General features: G+C 58.9%; 25 protein-coding genes. 16 read left to right on the top strand and 9 right to left on the bottom strand.

The genetic code is table 11. The annotated features are described in order from the left end of the window. Positions 1 to 165: 165 nt before the first annotated feature. Entirely contained in the window at positions 166 to 1,464 is a 1,299-nt protein-coding gene (locus tag ACP7BN_RS11330; protein WP_426204096.1) for an MFS transporter, read from the bottom strand. 54 nt (positions 1,465 to 1,518) lie between these two features. Here ACP7BN_RS11330 and ACP7BN_RS11325 point away from each other — a divergent pair, with 54 nt between their 5' ends. Together ACP7BN_RS11325 and sthA are read left to right on the top strand one after the other, a co-directional pair. Then, positions 1,519 to 2,568 (top strand): FAD:protein FMN transferase, encoded by a 1,050-nt coding sequence (locus ACP7BN_RS11325; RefSeq protein WP_426204094.1) that lies wholly within the window; start codon positions 1,519 to 1,521, stop codon positions 2,566 to 2,568. 196 nt (positions 2,569 to 2,764) lie between these two features. After that, positions 2,765 to 4,159, top strand: coding sequence for a Si-specific NAD(P)(+) transhydrogenase (gene sthA, locus ACP7BN_RS11320; protein WP_103305077.1), 1,395 nt, complete (start codon positions 2,765 to 2,767; stop codon positions 4,157 to 4,159). A gap of 42 nt (positions 4,160 to 4,201) precedes the next feature. Here the strand turns inward: sthA and ACP7BN_RS11315 are convergent, their stop codons facing one another. Then, a complete protein-coding gene (locus tag ACP7BN_RS11315) occupies positions 4,202 to 4,924 on the bottom strand; it encodes a glycerophosphodiester phosphodiesterase (RefSeq protein ID WP_420650657.1) in 723 nt (240 codons plus the stop codon). 14 nt (positions 4,925 to 4,938) lie between these two features. Continuing rightward, on the bottom strand, positions 4,939 to 5,520 hold the full coding sequence (locus ACP7BN_RS11310; protein ID WP_420650658.1) for a PilZ domain-containing protein: 582 nt from the start codon (positions 5,518 to 5,520) through the stop codon (positions 4,939 to 4,941). A 94-nt stretch (positions 5,521 to 5,614) separates the two neighbouring features. On the opposite strand from ACP7BN_RS11310, the gene ACP7BN_RS11305 reads away from it, so the two are divergent. From ACP7BN_RS11305 to ACP7BN_RS11295, 3 genes are all read left to right on the top strand, one after another. Continuing rightward, complete coding sequence (locus ACP7BN_RS11305; RefSeq protein WP_426204091.1) at positions 5,615 to 6,865, top strand: lipoprotein-releasing ABC transporter permease subunit; 1,251 nt, start codon at positions 5,615 to 5,617, stop codon at positions 6,863 to 6,865. Beyond that, on the top strand, positions 6,858 to 7,556 hold the full coding sequence (gene lolD / locus ACP7BN_RS11300) for a lipoprotein-releasing ABC transporter ATP-binding protein LolD (protein ID WP_426204088.1): 699 nt from the start codon (positions 6,858 to 6,860) through the stop codon (positions 7,554 to 7,556). The genes ACP7BN_RS11305 and lolD overlap by 8 nt, the downstream gene beginning before the upstream one ends. 64 nt (positions 7,557 to 7,620) lie before the next feature. Continuing rightward, on the top strand, positions 7,621 to 8,865 hold the full coding sequence (locus tag ACP7BN_RS11295) for a lipoprotein-releasing ABC transporter permease subunit (protein WP_426204086.1): 1,245 nt from the start codon (positions 7,621 to 7,623) through the stop codon (positions 8,863 to 8,865). Positions 8,866 to 8,988: 123 nt separating this feature from the next. On the opposite strand, the gene ACP7BN_RS11290 is transcribed toward ACP7BN_RS11295, so the two are convergent. Beyond that, complete coding sequence (locus ACP7BN_RS11290) at positions 8,989 to 10,338, bottom strand: heavy metal sensor histidine kinase (protein ID WP_426204084.1); 1,350 nt, start codon at positions 10,336 to 10,338, stop codon at positions 8,989 to 8,991. Beyond that, positions 10,338 to 11,018, bottom strand: coding sequence for a heavy metal response regulator transcription factor (locus tag ACP7BN_RS11285; RefSeq protein WP_426204082.1), 681 nt, complete (start codon positions 11,016 to 11,018; stop codon positions 10,338 to 10,340). The genes ACP7BN_RS11290 and ACP7BN_RS11285 overlap by 1 nt, the downstream gene beginning before the upstream one ends. A 156-nt stretch (positions 11,019 to 11,174) precedes the next feature. On the opposite strand from ACP7BN_RS11285, the gene ACP7BN_RS11280 reads away from it, so the two are divergent. Both ACP7BN_RS11280 and queF read left to right on the top strand, forming a co-directional pair. Further along, the gene (locus ACP7BN_RS11280; protein ID WP_426204080.1) at positions 11,175 to 11,708 is read left to right on the top strand and encodes a cupredoxin domain-containing protein; all 534 of its coding nucleotides are present in this window, start codon (positions 11,175 to 11,177) and stop codon (positions 11,706 to 11,708) included. A 61-nt stretch (positions 11,709 to 11,769) separates the two neighbouring features. After that, on the top strand, positions 11,770 to 12,600 hold the full coding sequence (queF, locus tag ACP7BN_RS11275) for an NADPH-dependent 7-cyano-7-deazaguanine reductase QueF (protein ID WP_426204078.1): 831 nt from the start codon (positions 11,770 to 11,772) through the stop codon (positions 12,598 to 12,600). Between the two features lie 62 nt (positions 12,601 to 12,662). Here the strand turns inward: queF and ACP7BN_RS11270 are convergent, their stop codons facing one another. Next, entirely contained in the window at positions 12,663 to 12,926 is a 264-nt protein-coding gene (locus ACP7BN_RS11270) for a DUF4404 family protein (protein WP_426204076.1), read from the bottom strand. A 108-nt stretch (positions 12,927 to 13,034) separates the two neighbouring features. After that, positions 13,035 to 13,655 carry an HAD family phosphatase gene (locus ACP7BN_RS11265; RefSeq protein ID WP_426204074.1) on the bottom strand — a complete coding sequence of 207 codons (621 nt, stop codon included), beginning with the start codon at positions 13,653 to 13,655 and terminating at the stop codon, positions 13,035 to 13,037. Between the two features lie 246 nt (positions 13,656 to 13,901). Here ACP7BN_RS11265 and ACP7BN_RS11260 point away from each other — a divergent pair, with 246 nt between their 5' ends. The 3 genes from ACP7BN_RS11260 (at position 13,902) to rssC (ending at position 16,528) form a co-directional block, all read left to right on the top strand. Continuing rightward, positions 13,902 to 14,543 carry a VacJ family lipoprotein gene (locus tag ACP7BN_RS11260; protein WP_420650695.1) on the top strand — a complete coding sequence of 214 codons (642 nt, stop codon included), beginning with the start codon at positions 13,902 to 13,904 and terminating at the stop codon, positions 14,541 to 14,543. Positions 14,544 to 14,864: 321 nt separating this feature from the next. Beyond that, positions 14,865 to 16,049: a two-component system response regulator RssB gene (rssB, locus tag ACP7BN_RS11255; protein WP_420650668.1), complete on the top strand. Its 1,185-nt coding sequence runs from the start codon at positions 14,865 to 14,867 to the stop codon at positions 16,047 to 16,049. After that, the gene (rssC, locus tag ACP7BN_RS11250) at positions 16,046 to 16,528 is read left to right on the top strand and encodes an anti-sigma factor antagonist RssC (RefSeq protein ID WP_003226553.1); all 483 of its coding nucleotides are present in this window, start codon (positions 16,046 to 16,048) and stop codon (positions 16,526 to 16,528) included. The genes rssB and rssC overlap by 4 nt, the downstream gene beginning before the upstream one ends. A gap of 70 nt (positions 16,529 to 16,598) precedes the next feature. Here rssC and tal read toward each other — a convergent pair whose 3' ends face one another. After that, entirely contained in the window at positions 16,599 to 17,525 is a 927-nt protein-coding gene (gene tal / locus ACP7BN_RS11245; RefSeq protein ID WP_420650669.1) for a transaldolase, read from the bottom strand. A 185-nt stretch (positions 17,526 to 17,710) separates the two neighbouring features. Then, complete coding sequence (locus ACP7BN_RS11240; protein ID WP_426204071.1) at positions 17,711 to 18,667, bottom strand: glycosyl hydrolase family 5; 957 nt, start codon at positions 18,665 to 18,667, stop codon at positions 17,711 to 17,713. Between the two features lie 288 nt (positions 18,668 to 18,955). Here ACP7BN_RS11240 and ACP7BN_RS11235 point away from each other — a divergent pair, with 288 nt between their 5' ends. Genes ACP7BN_RS11235 through ACP7BN_RS11210 form a run of 6 tightly spaced genes read left to right on the top strand, consistent with a single transcriptional unit; the run spans position 18,956 to position 26,236 of the window. After that, complete coding sequence (locus tag ACP7BN_RS11235; protein ID WP_426204069.1) at positions 18,956 to 19,396, top strand: low molecular weight protein-tyrosine-phosphatase; 441 nt, start codon at positions 18,956 to 18,958, stop codon at positions 19,394 to 19,396. 39 nt (positions 19,397 to 19,435) lie between these two features. Then, positions 19,436 to 21,664, top strand: coding sequence for a polysaccharide biosynthesis tyrosine autokinase (locus tag ACP7BN_RS11230; RefSeq protein ID WP_426204067.1), 2,229 nt, complete (start codon positions 19,436 to 19,438; stop codon positions 21,662 to 21,664). A 42-nt stretch (positions 21,665 to 21,706) separates the two neighbouring features. Next, positions 21,707 to 22,789, top strand: a complete 1,083-nt coding sequence (locus ACP7BN_RS11225; RefSeq protein WP_426204065.1) for a glycosyltransferase — start codon at positions 21,707 to 21,709, stop codon at positions 22,787 to 22,789. A 14-nt stretch (positions 22,790 to 22,803) separates the two neighbouring features. Then, the gene (locus ACP7BN_RS11220; RefSeq protein WP_426204063.1) at positions 22,804 to 23,916 is read left to right on the top strand and encodes a polysaccharide pyruvyl transferase family protein; all 1,113 of its coding nucleotides are present in this window, start codon (positions 22,804 to 22,806) and stop codon (positions 23,914 to 23,916) included. Beyond that, positions 23,913 to 25,142, top strand: a complete 1,230-nt coding sequence (locus tag ACP7BN_RS11215) for a phosphoribosylaminoimidazole carboxylase (RefSeq protein ID WP_426204061.1) — start codon at positions 23,913 to 23,915, stop codon at positions 25,140 to 25,142. The genes ACP7BN_RS11220 and ACP7BN_RS11215 overlap by 4 nt, the downstream gene beginning before the upstream one ends. Further along, a complete protein-coding gene (locus ACP7BN_RS11210) occupies positions 25,133 to 26,236 on the top strand; it encodes a hypothetical protein (RefSeq protein WP_426204059.1) in 1,104 nt (367 codons plus the stop codon). The genes ACP7BN_RS11215 and ACP7BN_RS11210 overlap by 10 nt, the downstream gene beginning before the upstream one ends. Positions 26,237 to 26,241 lie beyond the last annotated feature (5 nt).

Raw genomic sequence — 26,241 nt, 5'->3', positions numbered from 1 at the left:
CTGCAAATGAAAACGCCCCGACTTATGTCGGGGCGTTTTTGTTTGTGCAGCATTTAGAGCAGTGTTGTCAGTACCGGCCTCATCGCTAGCAGGCTAGCTCTCACATTGGATTTGCGTCGTTCACAAATTCCCTGTGGGAGCTGGCTTGCCAGCGATGGCGTCCTGTCAGGCGCCGCTGACAACAGCGGCTTGCGCGGTTCGCAGTTCGTGCTTATTGCCCCGGAACAGCACCAGCGTCGCGATCAACCCCAGCACCGCCGCGCCACTGAGCCAGATCCCCGGCGCAGCCTTGTTATCCAGCACATGGATCAGATAAGTACAGGCTACCGGAGTGAAGCCGCCAAAGGTTGCGGTCGCCAGGCTATAGGCCAGAGAGAACCCGGTTGTACGCACTTCCACCGGCATGATCTCGGTCAGCGCCACCACCATAGCGCCGTTGTACGACCCGTACAGGAACGACAACCACAGCTCGACGATCAGCAGATGGCTGAAACTCGGATTCGCCACCAGCCACGACAGCGCCGGGTAAGCCGTGAGAATCGCCAGAATCGTCGCCGCCAGCAGCAGCGGTTTGCGGCCGATCTTGTCAGACAGCGCGCCCATTACCGGCAGCCAGAAGAAGTTCGACAGGCCGATGCACACCGTCACCAGCAGCGCATCCAGATCCGACAGGTGCAGCTCGGCTTTACCGAAGGTCGGCGTATAGGCGGTGATCAGGTAAAACGAAACCGTGGTCATCACCACCAGCGCCATGCCGGCGAGGACAATGCCAAAGTTCTGAGCGATCGAGCGGACGATTTCGCGCAGAGTAGGGCGATGCTTTCTGGCCTCGAACTCAGGCGTTTCCTCCAGCGAGCGACGAATAAAGAAAATCACTGGCACGATCATGCAGCCAATCAGGAACGGCACACGCCAGCCCCAGTCACCCATTTGTTCCGGACTCAGCCAGTGATTGAGGCCGACGCCCAGCAAACCGGCGAAAACCACCGCTGCTTGTTGGCTGGCAGACTGCCAACTGACAAAGAAACCCTTGCGGCCCGGACTGGCAATCTCGGCCAGATACACCGAGACTCCGCCCAGTTCCACGCCGGCCGAGAAGCCTTGCAGCAATCGACCGAGCAGTACGATCAGCGGCGCGGCCACGCCCAACGTGGCGTAACCCGGCACACAGGCAATCAACACCGTACCGGCAGCCATCATTGCGAGAGTGATAATCAAGCCTTTGCGGCGGCCGTGGCGGTCAATGTAGGCGCCAAGGAAAATCGCGCCCAATGGACGCATCAGGAACCCGGCGCCAAAGGTCGCAAGGGAGAGCATCAGGGAGGCGAAGGCGCTGTCGGTCGGGAAGAAGGTTTTGGCGATGGCCGTGGCGTAGAAGCCGTAGACCATGAAATCGAACATTTCGAGGAAGTTGCCGCTGACAACACGAAAGATCGCCTTGCCTTTGCCGGTCGTGGAGGACATGTCTGGTTACTCACTTTTAAATCTTGTAAGAAAGCGTTTCACGCGTGGCCCATAATGGCTGGCGGGCTTTTGCGGGGAGATGAAGATTTGTTCATTGGACGGTTTGGCGCAGTCGTGATGCTTGGGGCTTTTTTGGCTGGCTGCGGCAATGGCGAGACCATGGAGAGCTTCGGCGGGCCGACCATGGGCAGCACTTATTCGATCAAATACGTGCGCCATGCCGATCTGCCCGCGCCTGCACAGGTGCGTAGCGAGGTGGAGAAGATCCTCGCTGAGGTCGATCAGCAGATGTCCACCTACCGCGCCGATTCGGATATCTCGCGCTTCAACGCTTTACCGTCAGATCGCTGCCAGAGCATGCCCGCGCCGATCCTGGAATTGGTCCGCGTAGGCGAGCAGTTATCGCAACAAAGCCAGGGCTCCTACGACCTGACGGTAGAACCGCTGATGGACTTATGGGGTTTTGGCCCACAAGGTCGCGAGACGAAACTCCCGAGTGACGCTGCACTGGCAAAAGTGCGACAGCGGGTCGGCCATCAGCATCTGCACATTGAAGATGAACAGTTATGCAAAGACGCGGCGGTCGAGGTCGACTTCAACAGCATCGCTGCCGGCTACGCGGTGGACGCCATTGCGGCGCGGCTGGAAGCGTTGGGCATCCATGACTACCTCGCCGAAGTCACCGGCGAACTCAAGGCCTCCGGCAGAAAACCCGACGGCTCAGCGTGGCGCATTGCGCTGGAAGAACCGCGCGACGATCAGCAGGTCGCCGAACGCGTCATTGATGTCGACGGCTACGGTGTTTCCACCTCCGGCGACTATCGCAACTATTTTCAGCAGGGTGGCCGGCGCTATTCCCACACCTTCGATGCGCGCAGCGGTGCACCTGTCCTACACAACCTGGCGTCAGTCACGGTGATTCATCCTTCAGCGTTGATGGCCGATGGACTATCGACGCTGTTGCTGATTCTCGGGCCGGAAAGGGCTTGGGACTATGCCGAAAAACATCGGATTGGTGCATTCTTTGTGATTCGTGCCGATACAGGTTTCATCACCCGCACCACGCTGACTTTCGAGCGCCTCAGCGGCGCGAAAACTGAGTGAATGCTCACGAAAACTGGCGTTGTAGCGCAGGCAAAAGTAGCCTACGACGCGACCAAGGGTTAATGTGCGCGGCGTTGACGCTTCTATAGACTGTGTCCGGGTTCTGCACTGACCCCCAATTGTTCCTTCACGCCGTCGTTCGGCGTGATTTAGCCGCCGGTGCTGCTGGCATCGCGGCCTGTTCTGAGGAGTACGCATGGCTGTCTACAACTACGACGTGGTGGTATTGGGTTCCGGCCCGGCGGGAGAAGGCGCGGCAATGAACGCCGCCAAAGCGGGGCGCAAGGTCGCGATGGTCGACAGCCGTCGCCAGGTCGGCGGTAACTGCACCCACCTGGGCACCATCCCGTCCAAGGCCCTGCGTCACTCGGTGCGGCAGATCATGCAGTTCAACACCAACCCGATGTTCCGGGCGATTGGCGAGCCACGCTGGTTCTCCTTTCCGGACGTGTTGAAGAGCGCCGAGAAAGTCATCTCCAAGCAAGTCGCTTCGCGCACCGGCTACTACGCGCGTAACCGCGTCGATGTGTTCTTCGGCACTGGCAGCTTCGCCGACGAGCAAACCATCGAAGTGGTCTGCGCCAACGGCGTGGTCGAAAAACTGGTGGCCAAACACATCATCATCGCCACCGGCTCGCGTCCTTATCGCCCGGCGGACATCGATTTTCACCACCCGCGTATCTACGATAGCGACACCATCCTCAGCCTCGGCCACACCCCGCGCAAACTGATCGTTTACGGCGCCGGCGTGATCGGTTGCGAATACGCCTCGATCTTCAGCGGTCTGGGTGTATTGGTTGAACTGGTGGATAACCGTGGCCAGTTGCTGAGCTTCCTCGACTCGGAAATCTCCCAGGCGTTGAGCTACCACTTCAGCAACAACAACATCACCGTGCGCCACAACGAAGACTACGACCGTGTCGAAGGCGTCGACAACGGCGTGATCCTGCACTTGAAGTCGGGCAAGAAGATCAAGGCCGACGCCTTGCTCTGGTGCAACGGTCGTACCGGTAACACCGATCAGTTGGGTCTGGAAAACATCGGGGTCAAGGTCAACAGCCGTGGCCAGATCGAAGTCGACGAGAACTACCGCACCTGCGTACCGAACATCTACGGCGCAGGCGACGTGATCGGCTGGCCGAGCCTGGCCAGTGCCGCCCACGACCAAGGTCGTTCGGCTGCCGGCAGCATCGTCGATAACGGTAGCTGGCGCTTTGTGAATGACGTGCCGACCGGCATCTACACGATTCCGGAGATCAGCTCGATCGGCAAGAACGAGCAAGAGCTGACTCAGGCCAAAGTGCCGTACGAAGTCGGCAAGGCGTTCTTCAAGAGCATGGCGCGAGCGCAGATTGCCGGCGAGCCGCAAGGCATGCTGAAGATCCTGTTCCACCGTGAAACCCTGGAAGTGCTGGGCGTTCACTGCTTCGGTTATCAGGCGTCGGAGATCGTGCACATCGGTCAGGCGATCATGAGTCAGCCAGGCGAACTGAATACCCTGAAGTACTTCGTCAACACGACGTTCAACTACCCGACCATGGCCGAAGCCTATCGGGTAGCGGCGTACGACGGCCTCAACCGGCTTTTTTGACGGGCTCCGGCCGGTGGCCTGAGCCGGCCGGGGAGACCGATTTCAGCAATTCCCGAGCGTGGCAGTGGCCAAACCGGGAAAGTCTGTAATCAGGCTGTCAACGCCGAAGTCGGCGAGTCTGCGCATCAGTGCAGGCTCGTTGACTGTCCACACCGACACATGCAGACCCTGACGCTGGGCTTTTTGCAGACGCTCAGGCGTACACAGTGTCCAGTTCAGTGCGAGCATCTCGCAGCCGTAGCTTTGTGCGACCTTCAACGGGTCGAGCCAGGCATATTCGGCCACCAGTCCGCGCGACACGTCCGGCACCAGATCCAGCGCAGCCTTCAACACTTCCCGTGAACTCGAGGTGATCGTCACCTTGTCGAGCAGGCCGTGTCTGACCGCCATTTCGCGGATCGCCAGCACCGTGGTTGCGGCGCGCGTGCGTGAAGCGCTTTTGACTTCGAGCTGCCAATGCTCGAAAGCACATTTCTCGAACAGTTCTTCCAGTGTCGGAATCGGGCACGGTTTGATCCAGCCCGGCCCACCCTTGCGTGCGTCGTAGGTCACCAGATCGGCAGCCATGTGCTCGACGACTTTGCCGCGACGCTCGGTGGTGCGCTTGAGCGTCGGGTCGTGGATGACCATCAACTCGCCGTCCTTGGACAGATGCAAGTCCAGTTCGCAGCGGCGCACGCCGTGTTTGAGACATTCCTGAAAACTGGTCAGGGTGTTTTCCGGTGCTTCGCCCTTGGCGCCGCGGTGGCCGTAGATAAGGGTCACGATTCTTCCTTAATTTAAATGCCTGATTCGTTCTGTTCGCGGGCCAGACGTCGTTCCTGAGCCTGCTTCTGCAAGATATAGCGGGCGAGCAACTGGCGCTGGGCATCGGTCAAGTGTTCGAACTCGGTGCCGACGTCATAGCCTTCACCTTTGCGGTCGCAATGCGTGACACGCGCGCGCAACAACAGGCCGAGGGCCTGCGGCATCAATACCAGTTTGACCGACAGGTGCGCGCCGGCAGCGATGGGTGTCGGATACTGAAAGTCGATGCCACCCTCGGAAATGATCACCGGTTGCGGCTCGCCGATCTGGCCGAGCACGGTCAGCGCAACCACCTGGCTGAGCAAGTCGATACGCTTGTTCTGGGATTTCAGGAACGCAGCAATCGCCCGGTCGCGCTCACTGATCTGGCGCAACAGGTGCTGCGACTCGAATTCGCTCAGGTGCAGTTCGCTGAGCAGATTGAAAAGGGGAGAAGCATCCTGCAACACTTCCTCGCCTGCGGCTTCGGGAGCGGACAGGGGCCGAATTTCCAGTGCGATCGTGTCCTCGATACGGTAGTATTCGCGGCGATCTTCTTCATCTAATGTCGACATGGCGAACCCATGGTAGCGGCGGTGGTCTGAGTGTAAAGCTGGTTACCGACCCCCGCCACAAGGACGTTCCTTTTCCCTCCGAACAAGCCCCGACATGTTCAGACCTCTCTTCGTATTTATCGGCACGCGTTATACCCGTGCAAAGCGTCGCAATCATTTTGTGTCATTCATTTCCCTGACTTCGATGATCGGGCTCGCCCTTGGCGTGGTCGTGATGATCGTAGTGTTATCGGTGATGAATGGCTTCGATCATGAGATGCGCACCCGCGTGCTGGGCATGGTGCCCCACGCGACCCTCGAAACCGGTGAAGCCATCAACGACTGGCAAAGCCTGGCCGACAAGGTCAAACAGAACCCGCAGGTGACGGCGGTTGCGCCGTTTATCCAGATGCAGGGCCTGCTGACCAACAACGGTCAGGTGTCCAAGGTGTTGCTCAATGCCATCGATCCGGCGCTCGAGCGCAAGGTTTCGATCATCGACAACTTCATGCAGCAGGGCAAACTCGACGACCTGACACCGGGCAGCTTCGGCATCGTTATCGGTGACAAGGCCGCGACCAAGCTTGGCGTCGGCATCGGCGACAAGGTTACTTTCGTCGCACCGGAAGTCAGCGTGACCCCGGCCGGGATGTTCCCCCGCATGAAGCGCTTCACCGTAGTCGGCATTTTCCATGTCGGCGCCGGCGAGCTCGACGGTTATCTGGGCGTGACCAACCTGCAGGATCTGGCGAAGATGCGCCGCTGGAAACCTGATCAGGTGCAGGGCCTGCGCCTGAAGTTCGACGATCTGTTCGAGGCTCCGCGCGTTGCGTGGAATATCGCCCAGCAGCTCGGCGAAGACCGTTACTACGCCCGCGACTGGACTCGTACCCACGGCAATCTGTATCAGGCGATCCGTATGGAAAAAGCCATGATCGGCCTGCTGTTGTTGCTGATCGTCGCAGTCGCTGCGTTCAACATCATTTCCACGCTGGTGATGGTGGTCAATGACAAGAAGGGTGACATCGCGATCCTGCGCACCCTCGGCGCCACGCCGGGCACGATCATGCGCACGTTCATGGTTCAGGGTACCGTTATCGGTGTGGTCGGTACGGCCATCGGCGCTGTGGTCGGGATCTTCGCCGCGCTCAACGTCAGCGCCGCGATCTCGGCCCTTGAAGGCTTGATCGGCCACAAGTTCCTGAACGCCGACGTGTACTTCATCGATTACCTGCCGTCGCAGGTGCAGAGCCAGGACGTGGTCATGGTCTGCTCCGCCGCGTTGGTCCTGAGTTTCCTCGCCACCCTGTATCCCGCCTGGCGTGCCGCGCGCACCCAGCCGGCGGAGGCGCTACGTTATGAGTGAGTCGGGCATGAGTGAACAAGCAATCTTGAGCTGCCGCAACCTGGGCAAATCCTACGAGGAAGGCCCGGAATCGGTAGAAGTGTTGGCCGGTCTGCAACTGGAGTTGCACCCGGGCGAGCGTGTGGCGATTGTCGGCACCTCGGGTTCGGGCAAAAGTACTTTGCTCAACCTGCTGGGCGGCCTCGACACGCCGACCAAGGGCAGTGTCTGGCTCGACGGTGAAGAACTGTCGGCCCTGAGCGAGAAGAAGCGCGGTCTGCTGCGTAATCGTTCGCTGGGCTTCGTCTACCAGTTCCACCATTTGCTGCCGGAATTCACCGCGCTGGAAAACGTCTGCATGCCGCTGCTGATCGGCAAGACGCCGATCCCGGAAGCGCGTCAGCGCGCCACGGCGTTGCTGGAGCGAGTAGGGCTGGGCCATCGCCTTGAGCACAAACCGTCCGAACTGTCCGGCGGCGAACGCCAGCGTGTGGCGATTGCCCGCGCTCTGGTGAACCAGCCGGGACTGGTGATGCTCGACGAGCCGACCGGCAACCTCGACTCGCACACTGCCCAAGGCATTCAGGACTTGATGCTGGAACTCAGCACCTCGATGCGCACAGCGTTTCTGGTGGTGACTCACGACATGAACCTGGCTCGGCAGATGGATCGCGTCCTGCATCTGCAGGAAGGTCGCTTGACTGCCATCTGACCGGCCGAAACCCGACGTCTGAAAAGACGCCGGGTCTTTTTGTTTTTATACGGTGCCCCAGCGAATGTTCAGACCGTTATCGATCTTTATCGGCGCGCGCTATACCCGCGCCAAGCGCCGCAATCGCTTTGTTTCGTTCATTTCGATGACCTCGATGATCGGCCTCGCCCTCGGCGTGTTGGCGATGATCGTAGTGTTATCGGTGATGAACGGCTTCCAGCGCGAAATGAGCTCGCGGATCCTCGGCATGGTGCCGCATGCGACCATCGTTGGCGTCAAGCCGATCAATGACTGGCAGCCAGTCGCCGCCGCCGCAATGAAAAATCCTGAAGTCACCGCCGCCGTGCCGTTCACCGAAATGGAAGGCATGCTTTCCTATAAGGGTTTGATGCAGCCGATCCAGATCAGCGGCGTCGATCCGGCTCAGGAAGGCAAGGTGTCGATTGTCGCCCAGCACATCGTGCAGGGTCGTCTCGATGCGCTCAAGCCAGGTGAGTTCGGCGTGGTGCTGGGTGAAATTACCGCACGACGCTTTCGTCTGAACGTCGGCGACAAAATCACTCTGATCGTGCCGGAAGTCAGCACTGCACCGGGCGGCATCACTCCGCGCATGCAGCGTTTGAATGTGGTTGGCGTGTTCAAGGTCGGCGCCGAGCTGGACGGCTCCATGGGCCTGATCCATGTGGCCGATGCCGCGACCATGCAGCATTGGGAACCGAATCAGGTGCAGAGCGTGCGCCTGGCGGTGAAAGATCTGTACGCCGCGCCGAAAGTCTCCTCGGACATCGCCGCTGGTTTGGGCGCCGAGTTCAAGGCTGACGACTGGACCCATACTCAGGGCAGTCTGTTCAGCGCGATGAAAATGGAAAAAACCATGATCGGCCTGCTGTTGCTGATGATCGTCGCGGTGGCGGCGTTCAACATCATCGCAACGCTGATCATGGTGGTGAACGACAAGGGCGCGGACATCGCGATCCTGCGCACCATCGGCGCCACGCCACGGCAGATCATGGCGATCTTCATGGTGCAGGGTACGGTGATCGGGATTGTCGGCACGCTGATTGGTGGCGTGCTGGGCGTGATCGCGGCACTGAATGTCAGCGAGCTTGTGGGCTGGGTCGAACGGGTTTCCGGGCAGCACATCTTCAGTTCCGATGTGTATTTCGTCAGCAATCTGCCGTCCGAATTGCAGGGCGGGGACGTGCTGCTGATCTGCTCGGCGGGATTTGTGCTGAGCTTCCTGGCGACGCTGTATCCGGCGTGGCGAGCGGCCAAGATCGAGCCGGCGCATGCTCTGAGATATTCGTAACCTTTGAAATAGCTATCGCGGGCAAGCCCGCTCCCACAGGGTTTTGAGTCGTACACATATATTTGAAACGACTCGAAACCTGTGGGAGCGGGCTTGCCCGCGATAGGGCCGGTACGTCTTGCCTCAATCTCCCTTGGGCAACTCAATCACAAACCGCGTCCAACCCTGCGCCGATTCGCAATGAATCTGCCCGCCATGCGCCCGCACGATCGATTGAGTGATCGCCAGTCCCAACCCCGCATGCTCATGACTCCCTTCCTGCCGCGCCGGATCAGCCCGATAAAAGCGGTCGAACAACTTCGGCAGCCTCTGCGCAGAAATCCCTTCGCCACTGTTCTCGACGATCACCCGCAAAGTCCTCGCCTGTTCGGCAATCTGCAAACGCACTTCACCGTCAGCCGGAGTAAACCGCAATGCGTTATCCAGCAAATTCGATAGCGCCCGGCGCAACATCGAGCGGTCGCCGTCAATGCGCGCGTGGCCCTCACGACTGAGTCTGACCCGCGCGTCCTCCGCCAGCGGCGCAAAAAACTCCAGCAGCGCATCCGCTTCATCCGCCAGTTCCAGCGCTTCACGTTTGGGCATCAACAACCCGTGATCAGCCTTGGCCAGATACAACATGTCGTTGACCAGTTGCGCCATCCATTGCAGTTCTTCGAGGTTGCTGTGCAGCGCCTCGCGGTAGTCCTCGATGGGGCGCTCGCGGGTCAGCGTGACCTGAGTCTGGGTCAGCAGGTTCGACAGGGGAGTGCGCAGCTCATGGGCGATGTCGGCCGAGAACGCCGAGAGCCGCTGAAAGGAATCATCCAGACGTCCGAGCATGGCGTTGAAGCTGTGGGCCAATTCCTCAAGCTCTGGTGGCATCTGCGCTTCCGGCAGTCGGGCATTCAGCGATTGCGCGGAAATCCCACGCGCCACTACGCTCATCTGACGCAACGGGAGTAAGCCGCTGCGCGCCGCCCATGCGCCGAGCACTGCGGTGGCCAGCGCCGACAGGCCGACGGTCAGCCAGATCAGGTGCTGCATGCGTTGCAGGAAGTGTTGGTGATGGGTGATGTCGAGCAGCAAGGTCAGTTGCGGCGAGTCGGTTTTCTGCGGATAGAGCGGGGCGTTCAGCACGCGGTAGTCGGTGCCGTTGTCGCTGATGGTTGCCAGTCCGCTTGTTTGCGGCAGATCCTTGGGAATGTGAATCGAGCTGTCATACCAGCGCTGGCCGTCGCTACCGCTGATGCGCAACGACAGGTCGGCCTGTCGGCTCAGTTCATCCGCCAGGCGCGCTGCACTTTCGCTGGCCTGCACATCCTGCAATGCGCGACGTAGCCCGATCAGCTTGCTGTCGAGCAATTGCTGGTCGAGCTCGACGAAATGCGCCTCGCTGGCCCGGTTGAACAAAATCCCGGCGGCCAGCGACACCACGGCCGTACACGCGGCAAACAACAGTGCCAGCCGCCCGCTCAGCGAGAGGCGGCGCATCACTCGGCACGCTCTTCGAGCACGTAACCCATGCCGCGCACGGTGTGGATCAGTTTGTTCGGGAAGTCGTCGTCGATCTTCAGGCGCAGGCGGCGGATTGCGACTTCGATGACGTTGGTGTCGCTATCGAAATTCATGTCCCACACCTGCGAGGCGATCAGCGATTTAGGCAGCACTTCACCCTGACGGCGCAGGAGCATCTCCAGCAGGGCGAATTCCTTGGCGGTCAGATCGATGCGTCGACCGCTGCGTTCGACGCGGCGGCGGATCAGGTCCAGGCGCAAGTCCGCCAGTTGCAGGCTGGTTTCCTGGGTCGTACTGCTGCCGCGCCGCAACAGGCTGCGCACCCGCGCCAGCAGTTCGGAAAAGGCGAACGGTTTAACCAGATAATCGTCGGCGCCCAGTTCGAGGCCGTGAACCCTGTCCTCCACCGCGTCTTTGGCTGTCAGAAACAGTACCGGTGTGTCGAGACCGGCACTGCGCACCGCTTGCAGGATCTGCCAGCCATCGCGGCCGGGTAACATCACGTCAAGGATCAACAATGCGTATTCACCGCTCAGGGCGCGTTGTTGACCGGTATTGCCATCGGCCACCCATTCGCTGTTGTAGCCGGCCTCGGTCAGGCCCTGACACAGGTACTGCCCGGTTTTCGCTTGGTCTTCGACGATCAGCAGTTTCATGCAATGGCTCGGGTGAAAGGAACAGTGGCTTTTATACCGTTTGCGCCGGCGCTACAGCCCAAGCTGACAAAGTTGTAATCTGCCTGTCAGGTTGATGGCAGCGCACACGGGCTAGAGTTTCCCACAAGCTGATCCTTGATTTGTTGGAGTACGACTATGTTTTTGCGTAACCGTCTGATTGTTGCAACGTGTTTGCTGGCGCTGAGCGCGCCGCTCTGGGCAGCACCGGCGCACACCTACGCGTTCGGGCAACCGGCGCCTGCCGCCAAGACTACTCGCAGCATCGAAGTGGTGATGGGCGACATGAGCTTCGATCCTCAGGTGATTCAGATCAAGGCCGGTGAGACCGTTCGCTTTGTGTTGGTGAACAAGGGACAGCTGCTGCACGAATTCAACCTTGGCGACGCGGCGATGCATGCCAGGCACCAGCAGGAAATGTTGCAGATGCAGCAAAGCGGCATGCTTACGCCTACCAGCATGAAGGAAATGTCCCACGATATGGCCGGTATGGATCACGGCGCGACGGGGCATGCAATGAAGCATGACGACCCGAATAGCGTGCTGGTCGAGCCGGGCAAGACCGCCGAACTGACCTGGACTTTCGGCAAAGCCACGAGCCTGGAGTTTGCCTGCAATATTCCCGGTCATTATCAGGCAGGGATGGTCGGCAAATTGACTGTCAGTCAGTAAGCACTCAAATGGGCGGGCAAAGGCTGATAGAATCCGCTGATTATTCAGTCAGGTTTCCGCCATGCATCCCGCAGCCGAACACTCGCCGCTGGGCAAATCCAGCGAATACATCGCCACGTACACGCCGTCCTTGCTGTTTCCGATCCCGCGCACCGCGAAATGGGCCGAGCTGGGCCTGACCGCCGAAACCCTGCCGTACAAAGGCGTGGATTTCTGGAATTGCTTCGAGCTGTCGTGGCTGCTGCCATCGGGCAAACCGGTGGTGGCGATCGGTGAATTCAGCATTCCGGCGGATTCGCCGAATATCATCGAGTCGAAGTCATTCAAGCTGTATCTGAACTCGCTGAATCAGACGCCGTTCGCTGATGTGGCGAGTCTGGAAGCGACGCTGGTCAAGGACTTGTCCGCCGCTGCCGGCAAGCCGGTGGGCGTACGGGTTCGCAGCCTGAAAGATGTCGAAGCCGAGGGCGTCGTGGCGTTGCCGGGCGTGTGCATCGATGATCTGGACATCAGCGTCAGCAACTATGAGCATCCGCGTCCGGAGCTGCTGCGTTGCGATGATTCGCGGATCGTGGAGGAGAGCGTGCATACGCACTTGCTCAAATCCAACTGCCCGGTCACCAGTCAGCCGGACTGGGGCAGCGTGGTGGTGCAATACCGCGGCGCGGCGCTGGATCACGCCAGCCTTCTGGAATACATCGTCAGTTTCCGCCAGCACTCGGATTTCCATGAGCAGTGCGTGGAGCGGATTTTCCTCGACCTGCAACGCTTGCTGAAACCGGAGAAATTGACCGTGTTTGCGCGCTATGTGCGTCGCGGTGGGCTGGATATCAATCCGTACCGCAGCACTGAAAGCGTGCAGTTGCCGAATCACCGGCTCGTGCGCCAGTAAGCAAATCGCGGACATGAAAAAAGCCCTGCCAGTGATGGCAGGGCTTTTTGTCTGTGTGGGAATCAGATCCCCATGCTGCCCAGCGTATTGATGATGTTGCGCAGCGTGCCGGCAATGGCCGGGTGTTCGACTTCAAAGCGCTCGACGGCGAGGTTTACGCCATCGGCAATACTGGAGTCCTTGGTTTTGGTTTCGAGATCCAGTTCCAGCTCGATCCGCGCCATCAACCTATGCAGATCGTCCCGTTCGGCTTCAGTCAGCGGCGGATTCTGCTCCAGTTGCTCGCGCAGGGTATCGAGCTGTTTCTGCAGTTCTTGAGCGGGCATCGTGTTTTCCTTTTATCGATAGGCACAGGCATAGACCGCAGCCGTGCGCCAAAGGTCTATGGCTCTCCCTAAGACTAATCCACTCGCGGTGAAACTGCATGATCCCGGTCAGGGCTTTTCGCCTTTGAGCCGGCGCAGACTGATGTCCGCCAGACAGGTGTCGAGTTCGCCCAGATGATCGATCACCGAATGTACGCCGAGGTTGAACAGTTGCATGGTCGCTTTGCCGCGCAGTTGTTCACGTTCCTTTTGACCTAATGCCTGCCATTCGCTCGGCGCCAAGCCACACAGCGAACCGCAGGAGGCCAGGCCAATCGTCCACAAACCTGCATTCAGGCCCGATTGCAGCAGGCGTGGCTCGCCGCTGACCAGCACGCAGCCGTCCAGGCGCTCAACGCCCAAAGCCATTAGCGCTTGCCAGCAGGCGTTGGGTGCGGGCCACGGATTGAGTGTTGCCGGATGTTGCGAGGATTTGATCCACTCGGGCAGCGCGGCTGAGAGAGGCTGGGCGAGGGCAGGGGGCAGCTCATCGAGCCAGGCGCAGGGAATTTGCTGACGCTGCAAACTGCGCAGGCTGTCGAGCGCACCCGGGGTCGCATCTGCGTGCTCTGCGGTGGCGCTCGGCTGATGACGAGCGCGCGCACCGAAGTCCACCAGGCAGCCGCTGAGTCCGAACAACACTGCAGTCAGACTTGGCGCAACAACAGGCAATGCTTCGGCGTGTGGCATGGAGACGTCCCTGAAATAACCAGCAGGTTAGGCGACGGCGGTGACAGTTGGATGACAGGCGTATGAATGCAAGCGTAGGAAAACCCTGACAGGGAGCTTCATTCAGGAACTGCCTAAAATCGTGTTTCCGTCTTATACTAGCGGCCTTACCGCCGTGGCCCCGGGGCCAGCGCCAGTACAAATCCAAGGAGTTTTTCTATGCGCTTGAGCAACCCTCTCGCTCAGCTATGTATATATGCCGGCGTGATGCTGGTTCCGTTCGCCGCTCAGGCCGCCACGGAAGAAGACCCTTGGGAAAGCGTTAACCGTCCGATCTTCCAGTTCAACGACTTCGTTGACACCTATGCGCTGAAGCCTCTGGCGCAGGGATACGAATTTGTAACGCCGCAATTCGTCGAAGACGGCATCCACAACATGTTCCGCAACGTCGGTGACGTCACCAACCTGGCGAACAACATCCTGCAGGCCAAGCCTGCGGCTGCCGGTACCGATACTGCACGTCTGATCTTCAATACCACCTTCGGGCTGCTCGGTTTCTTCGATGTCGGCACCAAGATGGGCTTGCAGCGCAGCGACGAAGATTTCGGTCAGACCCTCGGTTACTGGGGCGTCGGCAGTGGCCCGTACGTGATGCTGCCATTGATGGGCCCAAGCACTCTGCGTGACGCGCCATCGAAGTACGTCGATGGCTACACCGGCCCGTATCGCTACATCCACGACGTGCCAGTGCGCAACTCGATCTTCGGCCTGAACATCGTCGACACCCGCGCCAGCCTGCTCTCGAGCGAGAAGCTGATCAGCGGCGACAAGTACACGTTCATTCGTAATGCTTACCTGCAGAACCGCGAATTCAAGGTCAAGGATGGTCAGGTCGAAGACGATTTCTGATCTCGACCGACTTATAAAGAAGGCGACCGCAAGGTCGCCTTTTTTTGTCCGGTCGACCTTTCATCGGGTTACCTGCAAAGCCATTCTTATAACTCCCGGTGCTTTGACAAACAAAGTCGTCAGGCGACCATCGGCGCATGCTTGAAACGCTCGAAGGATGGGAGTACCGTCTGCGCCTTAGAAGGGCACCTCTGGTGCAACCGCGTACCGGGCCAGTGCTCGAAAGCGGTGCAGCAGGGAGGCTAGAAAGCGAATCCAGTAGTCTGCGCCGGGCCTTGCCCCGCCTGCTACGCCAACCTAATTCTGGCGCCGTTTGCCCACATGCCAAAAACCAGTGCCACGCTGCTGATAATCGATGATGACGAGGTAGTGCGCGCGAGTCTCGCGGCCTATTTGGAAGACAGTGGTTTCAGCGTCCTGCAGGCCAGCAACGGCCAGCAAGGTCTTCAGGTATTCGAGCAAGACACGCCCGACTTGGTCATCTGCGATCTGCGCATGCCGCAGATGGGCGGTCTCGAGCTTATTCGTCAGGTCACCGAGCGCTCACCACAGACGCCAGTGATCGTGGTCTCGGGTGCCGGCGTGATGAACGACGCGGTCGAGGCCCTGCGCCTCGGCGCGGCGGATTACCTGATCAAGCCTCTCGAAGATCTGGCTGTGCTCGAGCACTCTGTGCGCCGGGCTCTGGATCGTGCGCGCCTGCTGCTGGAAAACCAGCGCTACCGCGAGAAGCTGGAAAAGGCCAACCGCGAGCTTGAAGCCAGCCTTAATCTGCTCCAGGAAGACCAGAACGCCGGTCGCCAGGTGCAGATGAACATGCTGCCGGAAAGTCCGTGGAGCATCGACGAGTTCAAGTTCGCGCATCAGATCATTCCGTCGCTGTATCTGTCGGGTGATTTTGTCGACTATTTCCGCGTCGACGAGCGTCGGGTGGCGTTTTACCTGGCGGATGTCTCCGGCCATGGCGCCTCTTCGGCATTCGTCACGGTGCTGCTGAAGTTCATGACCACGCGCTTGCTGTTCGAGTCCAAGCGCAGCGGCACCTTGCCGGAATTCAAGCCTTCGGAAGTGCTCGGTCATATCAACCGGGGCCTGATCAGTTGTAAGCTGGGCAAACACGTCACAATGGTCGGTGGAGTCATCGACGAGGAGACCGGTTTGTTGACCTATAGCATTGGTGGCCATCTGCCTTTGCCTGTGTTGTACACGCCTGACAGTGTTCGCTACCTCGAAGGGCGCGGTTTGCCGGTGGGGCTTTTCAATGAAGCCACCTACGAAGACCACGTGCTCGAGCTGCCACCGACGTTCAGCCTGACGCTGATGTCGGATGGCATTCTGGATCTTTTGCCAGAGCCCACACTCAAAGAGAAAGAAGCCGCTTTACCGCAAAGGGTGAAGTTGGCGGGCGGCAGCCTGGATGGTCTGCGGCAGGTTTTTGGATTGGCCACGCTAGGGGAGATGCCGGATGATATCGCCCTGTTGGTGTTGAGCAGGAATCTTCAATGAGTACCGGTAGAATCCAGTTCGCCGAGCAGGACGGCACCTTCGTCCTGAAGTTCGTCGGTGAAGTTCGCCTGACCCTGTGTTCGGCGTTGGATGCGACTATTGAGAAAATCTTCACCGCGCTGAATTTCAACGCGATCGTGATCGATTTGACCGAAACCCGCAGCATCGACAGCACGACCCTTGGCCTGCTGGCAAAATTGTCGATCCTGTCGCGGCAGAAGGTCGGATTGCTGCCGACCGTGGTCACCACCCACGAAGACATCACCCGTCTGCTGCAATCGATGGGTTTCGAGCAGGTGTTCAACATCGTCAATCATCCCGTGCCATGCCCGGAATGCCTGGATGACCTGCCGGATCAGGATCAGTCGGAAGAAGTGGTGCGGATCAAGGTGCTCGAAGCGCACAAGATTCTCATGGGCCTTAACGATTCCAATCGTGAAGCGTTCCATGATCTGGTGAACGCCCTCGAAAGGCACTGACCAAAGCCGCAAGGCACAAAAAAGGGCGAACCTGTGAGGGTTCGCCCTTTTTGCGTTTCAGCGATTCAGATCACAGCTTGGCTTGCAGCAACGCCTCGAGTTTTTCCTGATCGCGAGCGAACTGACGTATGCCCTCGGCGAGTTTCTCGGTGGCCATCGCGTCTTCGTTGGACAACCAGCGGAACTGCGCCTCGTTGAGGCTCAGACGCGCTTCACCGGCGTGACCCGGTGCCAGTTTGCGCTCCAGCTTGCCAGTGTCGGCAGCCAGTTTATCGATCAGATCCGGGCTGATGGTCAGGCGATCGCAGCCGGCCAGTTGCTCGATCTGATTGAGGTTACGGAAGCTCGCACCCATCACCACGGTTTTGTAGTCATTGGCCTTGTAGTAGTTGTAGATGCGCGTGACCGACTGCACGCCTGGATCATCGGCGCCGGTGTAGTCGTTGCCGTTGGCTTTCTTGTACCAGTCGTAGATGCGGCCCACGAACGGCGAAATCAGGAACACACCCGCGTCGGCACAGGCAGCGGCCTGAGCGAAGGAGAACAGCAGGGTCAGGTTGGTCTGGATGCCTTCCTTCTCCAGCTCTTCGGCGGCGCGGATGCCTTCCCAGCTCGAGGCGATCTTGATCAGCACGCGGTCGCGGCCAATGCCAGCCTTGTCGTACAGCTCGATCAGACGGTGCGCACGCTTGAGCACCGCGTCTTTATCGAACGACAGGCGCGCATCCACTTCAGTGGAGATGCGGCCCGGAATCACTTTGAGAATTTCCTGACCGACCGCGACGCCAAAGCGGTCGCTGGCCAGGCCAACGTCGCCCTTGCAGTCCGCGACGCAAGCGTTCAGCAGCTCGGCGTAGGCCGGAATGGCCGCAGCTTTGAGCAGCAGGGAAGGGTTGGTAGTTGCGTCGACCGGTTTGACTCGGGCGATCGCTTCGAAGTCGCCGGTGTCGGCAACCACGGTGGTGAATTGTTTGAGTTGTTCCAGCTTGGAAGTCATGAGCGTGCTCTATCCTATGGGTCTGGTGACATTACCCGAGCGCTGACGGCCACTCAAGGGCATGTACGTGGATCGGTCGCCCCGGTGGCAACAACCTGAAGACGGCTGTTTGAAAGGCGGGCGCGGTATCGCTAGATACGATGCCAAATCAGACTACAGGTTCAAAGCATCTGACCGTTAACCGGCTAAGGGTTGAGTTGCGACCTCACCGCCATTTTTGCCGGTTTCGACTGGCCGTCGGAGGTCAACAGGCCGAAGTTCTTCTCGCGATCGTTATCGCCGGTCGCAGTGTTCTTCCATTCGTAGATCGAGGTCAGCGGAATCCCGAGTTTTTTTACATCGGTGATGAAGGTCCTGATTTTACTGGCCTGCCCGGCAGTCCCGCCGTTCGAGGCGAGTGCCGACACGCCCCATTCGCTGATGACCCCCGGCAGATGGAAGTTCTGCTGAATGAACGCCTGTGCGCTGCTGATCTGCGCGCCCGACATGCCATACGGGTGATAGGAAATCGCGCTGAGGCACTTGGGGTACTCGCGGACGATTCGGCTGAGTGCCACGGTGGACGCCGAGCCTGCGGTCGGCGCCCGGGCGAAACCGAAGCCCACCAGCGGCGTTGCTTGCGGTTGCGCCTGCAACGACTTGCACACCGCGCTCATGAACGGCACGAACGTCGTATCGAAATTACCGGTCGGCCAGTACTTTCCCAGATCCGGCTCGTTCCATATTTCGATCGCCACCAACTGGGTGCGGTAAGCCTGTTCCAGCTCCATCACCGACTTGGCGAAGTGTGCACCGGCTGTCGCCAGTTCACCGTTGTTCCCCGTCGGGAGCGCCTTGGTCGAGCGCACCGTCAGCAATACTGGCAGCCCGGCGGCTTTGGCCGTGGCGAAGGCGTCGCTGACCTGTTTCTGATAAGCCGCCCCGCCCAGACTGTTGGTCCACACGCCAAAACGTACGAAACCCAAGCCTTCCGCTTTGATGTGCTCGGCATCCGCCGGGGAGAAGCTCTGGATCTTGACCTGAATGCCGATGGTCTTGTCGTCGGGCAGTGTCGGGAACAGATCTGCAGCCAGCACCTGTCCACTTGCACCCGACATCAACAGCGCCACGACGCCGAGCTGTTTGCACTGTGCGATTTTCATGTCGCTCCCCGCTGAGAATGATACAGATCAAAAGTTCGCCACTTTCCCGGACTTGGATAGTAACGAGAGCGGGAAGTGCACGAATGTTATTTTTTGTCAGAAAACACTCGTGCGAAAATCACAGTTATTTTTAGTCCGTTAATTCCGGTTGGGTGACTTTTAGAGGCGTGGTACTTAATACACTGGCAATAACAAGGCGAATCTATTTCCGAATGCAGGAAGTTGTCGTGGGTTAATTCAAGTCCACGCGACATGTTGGCCGATTGACATCATACGGGAAAGTAAACCTTGTTCAAAAAGATCCTTGTCGTCTGCGTGGGCAATATTTGCCGAAGTCCGACAGCAGAGTTGTTGCTGCGTAACGCGCTGGCCACTTCGACCATCAGCGTGGCCTCCGCGGGCCTTGCCGCACGGGCCGGCGAATCGATGGAGGCCACGGCGCGGCAGGTGCTGGAAGAACGCGGGTGTAGTGCCGAAGGGTTTATCGCGCGGCAACTTACCCCGGACATCGTCAATGAATCAGACCTGATTCTGGTCATGGAAAAACAGCATGTAAACCAAGTACTGAAGATTGCCGCTCACGCCAGGGGCAAAGTCTTTCTTCTCGGCAAGTGGCAGAGCGAGCGAGAAATTCAGGATCCGTATCGTCAAGGCAACGCGGCTTTTATTCATGCCCACGCATTGATTGAAGATGCTGTTGGCGCATGGGCGCAGCGCCTCGGGCACTGATCAATATTCTTCAGAACAGTCAATGGTAAGAACAGACTTATGCAGTTACCGTCAGTAGTCGCCACCCGCGACAGCGAACCAGACAATATCGATCTAATGGGCATCTTTGGCAGCCTGATCGATCAGAAATGGCTGATCGCCGCGTGCACCGGTGCATTCATGATGACCGGTGTGGCCTATGCGGTGTTGTCGACGCCGGTGTATCTGGCGAACGCGCTGGTGCAGGTCGAGCCGAAAAAGAACGACATGCTCGGTTTCTCCGACCTCAACAGCATGCTCGGCGGCCAATCGCCGTCGGTGACCGAGATCGGCATCATCAAGTCCCGCGCCGTGATCGGTAAAACTGTCGACGATCTGCGCCTGGATATCGACGTCACACCGAATACTTTCCCGGTCGTCGGCGGGTTTCTCGCGCGGCGCTATCGCGGCACTGGCGAGAACAGCGTGGCACCGCCGCGTTTTGGCATGAACAGCTACGCCTGGGGCGGCGAGCGCCTGGACATCGCGCGGCTGAATCTGCCGAAAGAACTGTTGGGCAAGAAGCTCACGCTGGTCGCTGGCGAGCAAAATCACTTTCAGCTGTTTGATGACAACGACAATCTGCTGGCCGAGGGCGCTGCCGGAACTGCTTTTGCGCAGGACGGCGTAGAAGGCTTGATCGCCAATCTACAAGCGAATCCCGGCACGCGTTTCGAAGTGGTGCGCAACCCGCGCATCGTTACCGTGCAGGCCTATCAGGACGCGCTGGATATTTCCGAGCAAGGCAAAGAGTCGGGGATCATTCGTCTCGCGCTGGCCAGCAGCGACGCCGCCGAAGCCGTGAAGATCCTCAACAAGATCGCCTCGTTGTACGTGCAGCAAAACGTGCAACGCACATCCGCTGAAGCAGCGCAAAGTTTGGCCTTTCTGCAAAGCCAATTACCGCAGGTCAAACGCGATCTGGCCAAAGCCAGTGATGCGCTCAACGCGTATCAGACTCGTGGCAAAACGGTGAATATTTCCCTCGAAACCCAGTCGGTGCTGGGCCAGGCAGTCAGTCTGGATACACGCATTTCCGAACTGAAAATGCAGCAGGCCGAACTTGATCGCAAGTTCACCAAACAGCATCCCGCCTATCGCGCGTTGCTGACGCAGATCGGTGAATTGACCCAGCAGCAGAAGTCGCTGGAAAGCAAAGTCGGCGACCTGCCGGCCACCCAGCAGGAACTGCTCAACCTGACCCGCGACGTCGAAGTGGCGTCGCAGATTTACACGCAACTGCTGAACAAATCCCAGGAACTGGACATCGTCCGCGCCGGTGCGGTGGGCAACGTGCGGCTGATTGATACCGCGGATGTCGACCTGACCAGCCCGGTCAAACCGCGCAAACCGCTGATCGTACTGATCGCCACCTTCCTCGGCGGTTTCGTCGGCGTGGCCGTGGTGCTGGTGCGCAAATCCCTGAGTCGCGGACTGGAGGGGCCGGAAGCCATCGAGAAACTCGGGCTGCCGGTGTACGCCTCGATTCCCTACAGCGCGCTGCAGCAGGAACAGGACGTGAAAAAGGTCCGTGGCAAAGACGCTACGCAGGCGCCGGCGTATCTGCTGGCCGAGCGTAATCCGACCGATCTGTCGATCGAGTCGATCCGCAGTCTGCGCACCTGTCTGCATTTCGCCGGGCTGGATTCGACCAACAACCGCATCATGATTTCCGGCCCAAGTCCCCAGGTTGGCAAAACCTTCGTGTCTTCGAACCTGGCAGCGGTGATGGCGCAAAGCGGTCAGCGCGTGGTGCTGATCGATGCCGACATGCGCAAAGGTCATCTGCATAAAACCCTCAATACGCCGATCACCAACGGATTGTCCGATTTGCTGGTCAAGCGCTGCACCATCGAGCAGGCGCTGAACCAGGTCGAAGTCGAAAACCTGCACTTCATCAGCCGAGGGCAAGTGCCGCCGAATCCTTCCGAGTTGTTGATGCACGCCAACTTCCGCGACCTGCTGGCGCAACTCAGCGAGATGTATGACGTGGTGATCATCGATACGCCACCGCTGCTCGCAGTCACCGACGCGGCCATTGTCGGCCGTGAAGCGGGGATCAGCCTGATTGTCACGCGCTTCGGCGTGAACCCGGCCAAAGAGATCGAGTTGACCATTCGCCGCTTTGCGCAGAACGGCATCGAGTTGAAAGGCGCGGTGTTCAACGGCGTCGAGAAGCGCGCCGCCAGTTACTACGGCAACGGCGGCTACGGCTATTACAACTACGAATACGCGTCCGACAAATCCTGAGTTTCAGCGATTGTCCTTACTAGGCATGGAAGTGGGTGGACTGTGAAAAAAATACTGCACGTGGCTGAAACGATAAAAGGTGGCGTCGCCACCGTTATCCGCACGATTTCAACTTCGCCCGAAGACCAGGATGCGAACTATCAACTGGTGTATCTGGTGCCACTCGATCAGAAGAAAGAACTGCACGGCATCGATGCCAGACAGATCCGCACGTTCGAAAGAAGCGGGCGCAATGTGCGCTCGCTGCTGGGCTTTGCCTGGCAACTGGCCCGAGTGGTTCTCAAGGAAAAACCCGATGTCGTGCATTTGCACAGCACCTTTTCCGGAGTCATCGGCCGTTGCGTCTGCGTACTCTTGAAGCCTTGGCGTTCGCCGAAAATCATCTATTGCCCACATGCCTTTTCGTTCCTGATGGAAAGCTCGCCGACCAAGCAAAAGATCTACTCGCTGATCGAGCGCGTTTTGCAGAAAGTCACCGACACGATCATTTGCGTCAGCCAGTACGAGTTGGACAAAGCCGCTGCGTTTGGCATCGAGCGCAAGCGCATGAAGCTGATCTACAACGGCATCCATCACAAGGATGAAGCACGCAAAACCGAAGGGGCGGAGCCAATTCATCTGCTGTATGTCGGCCGCTTCGACTATCAAAAGGGTTTCGACGTATTGCTCAAGGCTTACGCCAAGGTTCAGCGCAGCGACCTGAAACTGACGGTGGTGGGCAGTGCGGTCAACGAGGATTCTGTCGAATGCCCGCCGATGGAAGGGGTTGAATATTTGTCCTGGGTGACGCCCGCCGAAGTTCAAGCGCTGTATCAGAAAGCCGACGCGTTGATCGTCCCGAGTCGCTGGGAAGGCTTTGCCATGGTGCCGCTGGAAGGCATGGCCCTGGGCTTGCCGGTGATCGCCAGTGACTGCACTTCGTTGCCGGAACTGGTCAGCCACGGTGTGTCCGGCTACGTATTCCCGGCCGGCGACCATCAGGCATTGGCAGAACGTTTGATGAAAATCCAGAAGCCTGCGTTGAACGCCCTGGGCATCGAAGGTCGGCGGATCGTGCGCGAGCGTTTCAGCGCCGCGTTGATGATTCGCCAGACCTACGACGTGTATTCCGCTCCATCTTATTAAGTAGAAATCAGCTTATGAACGTAACGATCTTGCATGGCTACAGTGCGTCCAATTCCGGTGACGGTCTACTCGTCGATCTGGCCATTGCGCTGGTGCAGCGCAACTTTGGTGACGACACGTCGATCAGCGTGGTGGCGTCCGATCCCGAGTCTTTCAATTACTTGCCGTACAAGCGCTTTGACGCGCCGGTGATGGCGGCCAAGGGGCTGGGCCGGGTCAAGCAAGCGGTGTTCCTCAATCAGTCTTACGCCGGTCTGGCGGATCTGTTGAAGAAGACTGATTTGATCGTCGGCGTCGGTGGCGGCTACATGCGCTCCAAGAGCGCCTTCGAACACATCAAGTTGAAACTCGGCCACGCCAAGCAACTGGAAACCGCGATTCTCAGCAAAGTGCCGTCGGTGTACTTGCCGCAGAGCATCGGCCCGTTCCACGGTGAGAGCAGCAAGATTGTCGAGCATTACGCGAGTGCCGATGCGGTGTTTGTGCGGGATAACCATTCCTCGGCGATTTTCGATGCTTACGAGAATGTCTACCGCGCGCCGGATCTGGCCGTGCAGTCGCTGGCCAGCAAGATTCTCTCGCAGCCCAAGTTCACCCGCTGCGCATCTTCGCCCGCCACGGTTTGCGTAGTCCTGCGCAAACCACCTGCGTGGAGCAAGGAGAAGAAAGTTGCCTACGTGGCCAATCTGAAGTTGCTGCTGCAGCGTTTGAAGAACAAAAGCAAAGTGGTGTGCGCGGTGCAAAGTGCAGTGCGCGGCAACGATGACGGCGCGTTCTATCGCGAACTGGGGATTACCGAAGACTTGCTGCCGTTGAAGGCGACGCTGGCCAAGTATCAGCCGGATCTGGTGATTTCCGTGCGCCTGCACGGTGCTATCGAATCGTTGTTGTCCGGGGTTCCGGCGTTCCACATCAGCTATGAGCGCAAAGGCTTTGGCGCCTATCAGGACATGGGCGTCGAGGACTGGGTGATCAACGGCGGCGACATCGATGTCGACACCATCATCAACACGGTTTACGCGCCCAATGCCTTGTCGAGTTTCGGCAAACGCCTGACCGACACCTGCCGCGAGATCGAGGCAAAAACAGTGATCATGGACGACATCATCAAAGGCGTCGTTCGATGATATTTCGGCTATTGCTTCGCGGCGGAGCATTAGGCGCGAAGTTTTTGCTGGTGCTCGCCATCACCCATTACCTGGGTTACGAAGCACTGGGGTTCTATGGCGTGGTGGTGGCGGCGTCGTTGATTGCATCGAAGTTTTACAGCGTCGGCTTCAGCTCCGAGATCAATCGGTTGATCAGCGTCGGTGGCAGTTCGCGGCGCGTGGTCGACAAGGTTTTGCTGCTGTATCTGGCGGTCGGGCTGGCGTTGTCGATCGTGACGGTGCTGATTTATTCACTGTTCCAGGAGGTGCAGGCGACCACGGCGCTGATCGCCTGCGTGACGCTGGTGCTGCTCACCGAACACCTGTCGTTTGAAATCAATTCCTTCGTGTTTTCCGCGCAGAAAGCCACGGCCGGTGCGCTGCTGTTTTTCATCAAGACCGGTCTGTGGGCGCTGCTGGCGGTGGGCGGGATGATGCTCGGCTGGGTCTCGGGAATCGCCAGTGTGTTGTGGCTGTGGGTGATCGCCAACGTTCTGGTGATCGTTGCCGGTTACTGGATTGTGGTGAACGTCCATCACGGGCGGACACAGGGCTCGCTCAACACCGCGACCGTGTGGAAAGCCGGGTTGCCGTTTTATCTGGGCACCGGTTTGATCGCGTTGAGCCAATACGCCGAGCGTTTTCTGATTATCGACATCGAACCCTACGCCAGCCTGGGTAAATACGTTTACGCATGGTCGGCGGCCAACACCTTGCAGGCGCTGTCCTACGCGGTGGTGGCGGTGGTGGCGATTCCGGTCCTCGCCAAGCGCCATCAAGCCGAGCAGCAGCCGTTCACGGTCAGGGAATTGTTCGTCAACAAGTGGGTAATGCGCTCGTTGCTGGTGTCGGCGGCAGTGTCGGTGGCGATTTATCTGTTCTTCAACATCGTGCTCGATTACGTCGCCACGAGCGTGCCGCGTCCGGACAATGCGATCCTCGGCGTGCTGATCTTTTCCTTCGCCTTGCGCGCGATTGGCGACATCGTCTGGGGCGGGCTGATTGCCTCGCGCAACAGCCGTGTGTCACTGGCCAGCGCAGCGATTTGCTTGCTGGTGTCGCTGCCAGTCAGTTACGTGCTGATCAAGCACTATTCGATTTATGGCGCGGCGTGGGGCAACGTGTTCGCGATCATCGTGCAGCTCGGCGTGATTGCCGTGTTGACTCGCGTCACCCGCGCCAAGCAGGTGCCGGCATGGGGTTGAAGCTGCCGTGCATCGAGTTTCGCGGTAGAAAATTCGACTCCTCGATTTCGTTCCTGATCCTGTTCACCGGGTTGTTTCTGTCAGTTGCGATGCCGCTGCTGGTTCCGCGCGCTCCTGGCCCGGATGCCATGACGTTGTGGTCGTCTTACGCGCGGGCTGACAACTGCAATTTCTGGAACCCGTTCTCGCCGGATCGCTCGTCCTACGAGTGTTCGGCGTTCCTGCTGCGGCCCACCGGGATCAACCTGACCAATGCCTGGGCCTACGGGATGTTCTGCAATTTTTTCCTCACGGCGATTCCGGTGGTGGTGTTTCGGCGTATGCCGCTGACGATTTTCGGCACGCTGTGTCTGTGGGGCATCGTGCGCTCGTTTTTCCTGGAAAACCTGACCAAGGAAATCATCGTCTCGGTGGCGATTTTGAGCATTCTGCTCAGCTCGCTGACGCGCAAGTATCGCGTTGGATTTTTCCTCTCGGCAGTGATCTACGGCGTACTGATCCGGCCGTACTGGATTCTGTTTTCGTTGTCGTGGGTCGGCGTGTGCGTGATGAAGAAGTACGTCTCGCGCGTGACCTTTTTCCTGATGTTGTTCCTGTTCTATCTGGCGGTCGCCACGGCGATTCAGTTGGCGCTGGGGTTCCCGGTGTCGTCGATTCGCGCCAGTAACAATGAACTGCGTACAGCGGGCGAGGAGGGGTCGAAGTCGTTGATTGTCTCGTGGTTGAGCGGCAGCGATTTCGTCTCGCAAGCGCTGGACTCGATGATCATTTTCTTCCGGCTGTCGTTCCCGGTGGAGCTGATCATGTTGTCCGGGCCGGGTCAGGCGATCTTCGTCGCGTTGATGATCATGACCGCGCTGTTGCTGTTCAAAGTCATCACTTCGACCGACTACAAAGGCGCACCGATCCAGACCAAACCCAAGGAACTGATCGCGATTCCACTGGCGTTTTTGCTGGTTCAGGGCTTGTTCGAGCCGGACTTCGGCTCTTTCGCCCGACACTTCTCGATGGTGGTCCCGGTGTTGTTCGTGGGATTGGGATTGATGCTGCGGGCGCACAAACCGGCGCAGGTTGAATCAAGAGTTCTGAATTGAGGCAG

The organism is Pseudomonas sp. TWP3-1, assembly GCF_049896625.1.
In the GTDB taxonomy this organism is placed as follows: domain Bacteria; phylum Pseudomonadota; class Gammaproteobacteria; order Pseudomonadales; family Pseudomonadaceae; genus Aquipseudomonas.
This window is presented reverse-complemented; position numbering and strand designations above follow the sequence as displayed.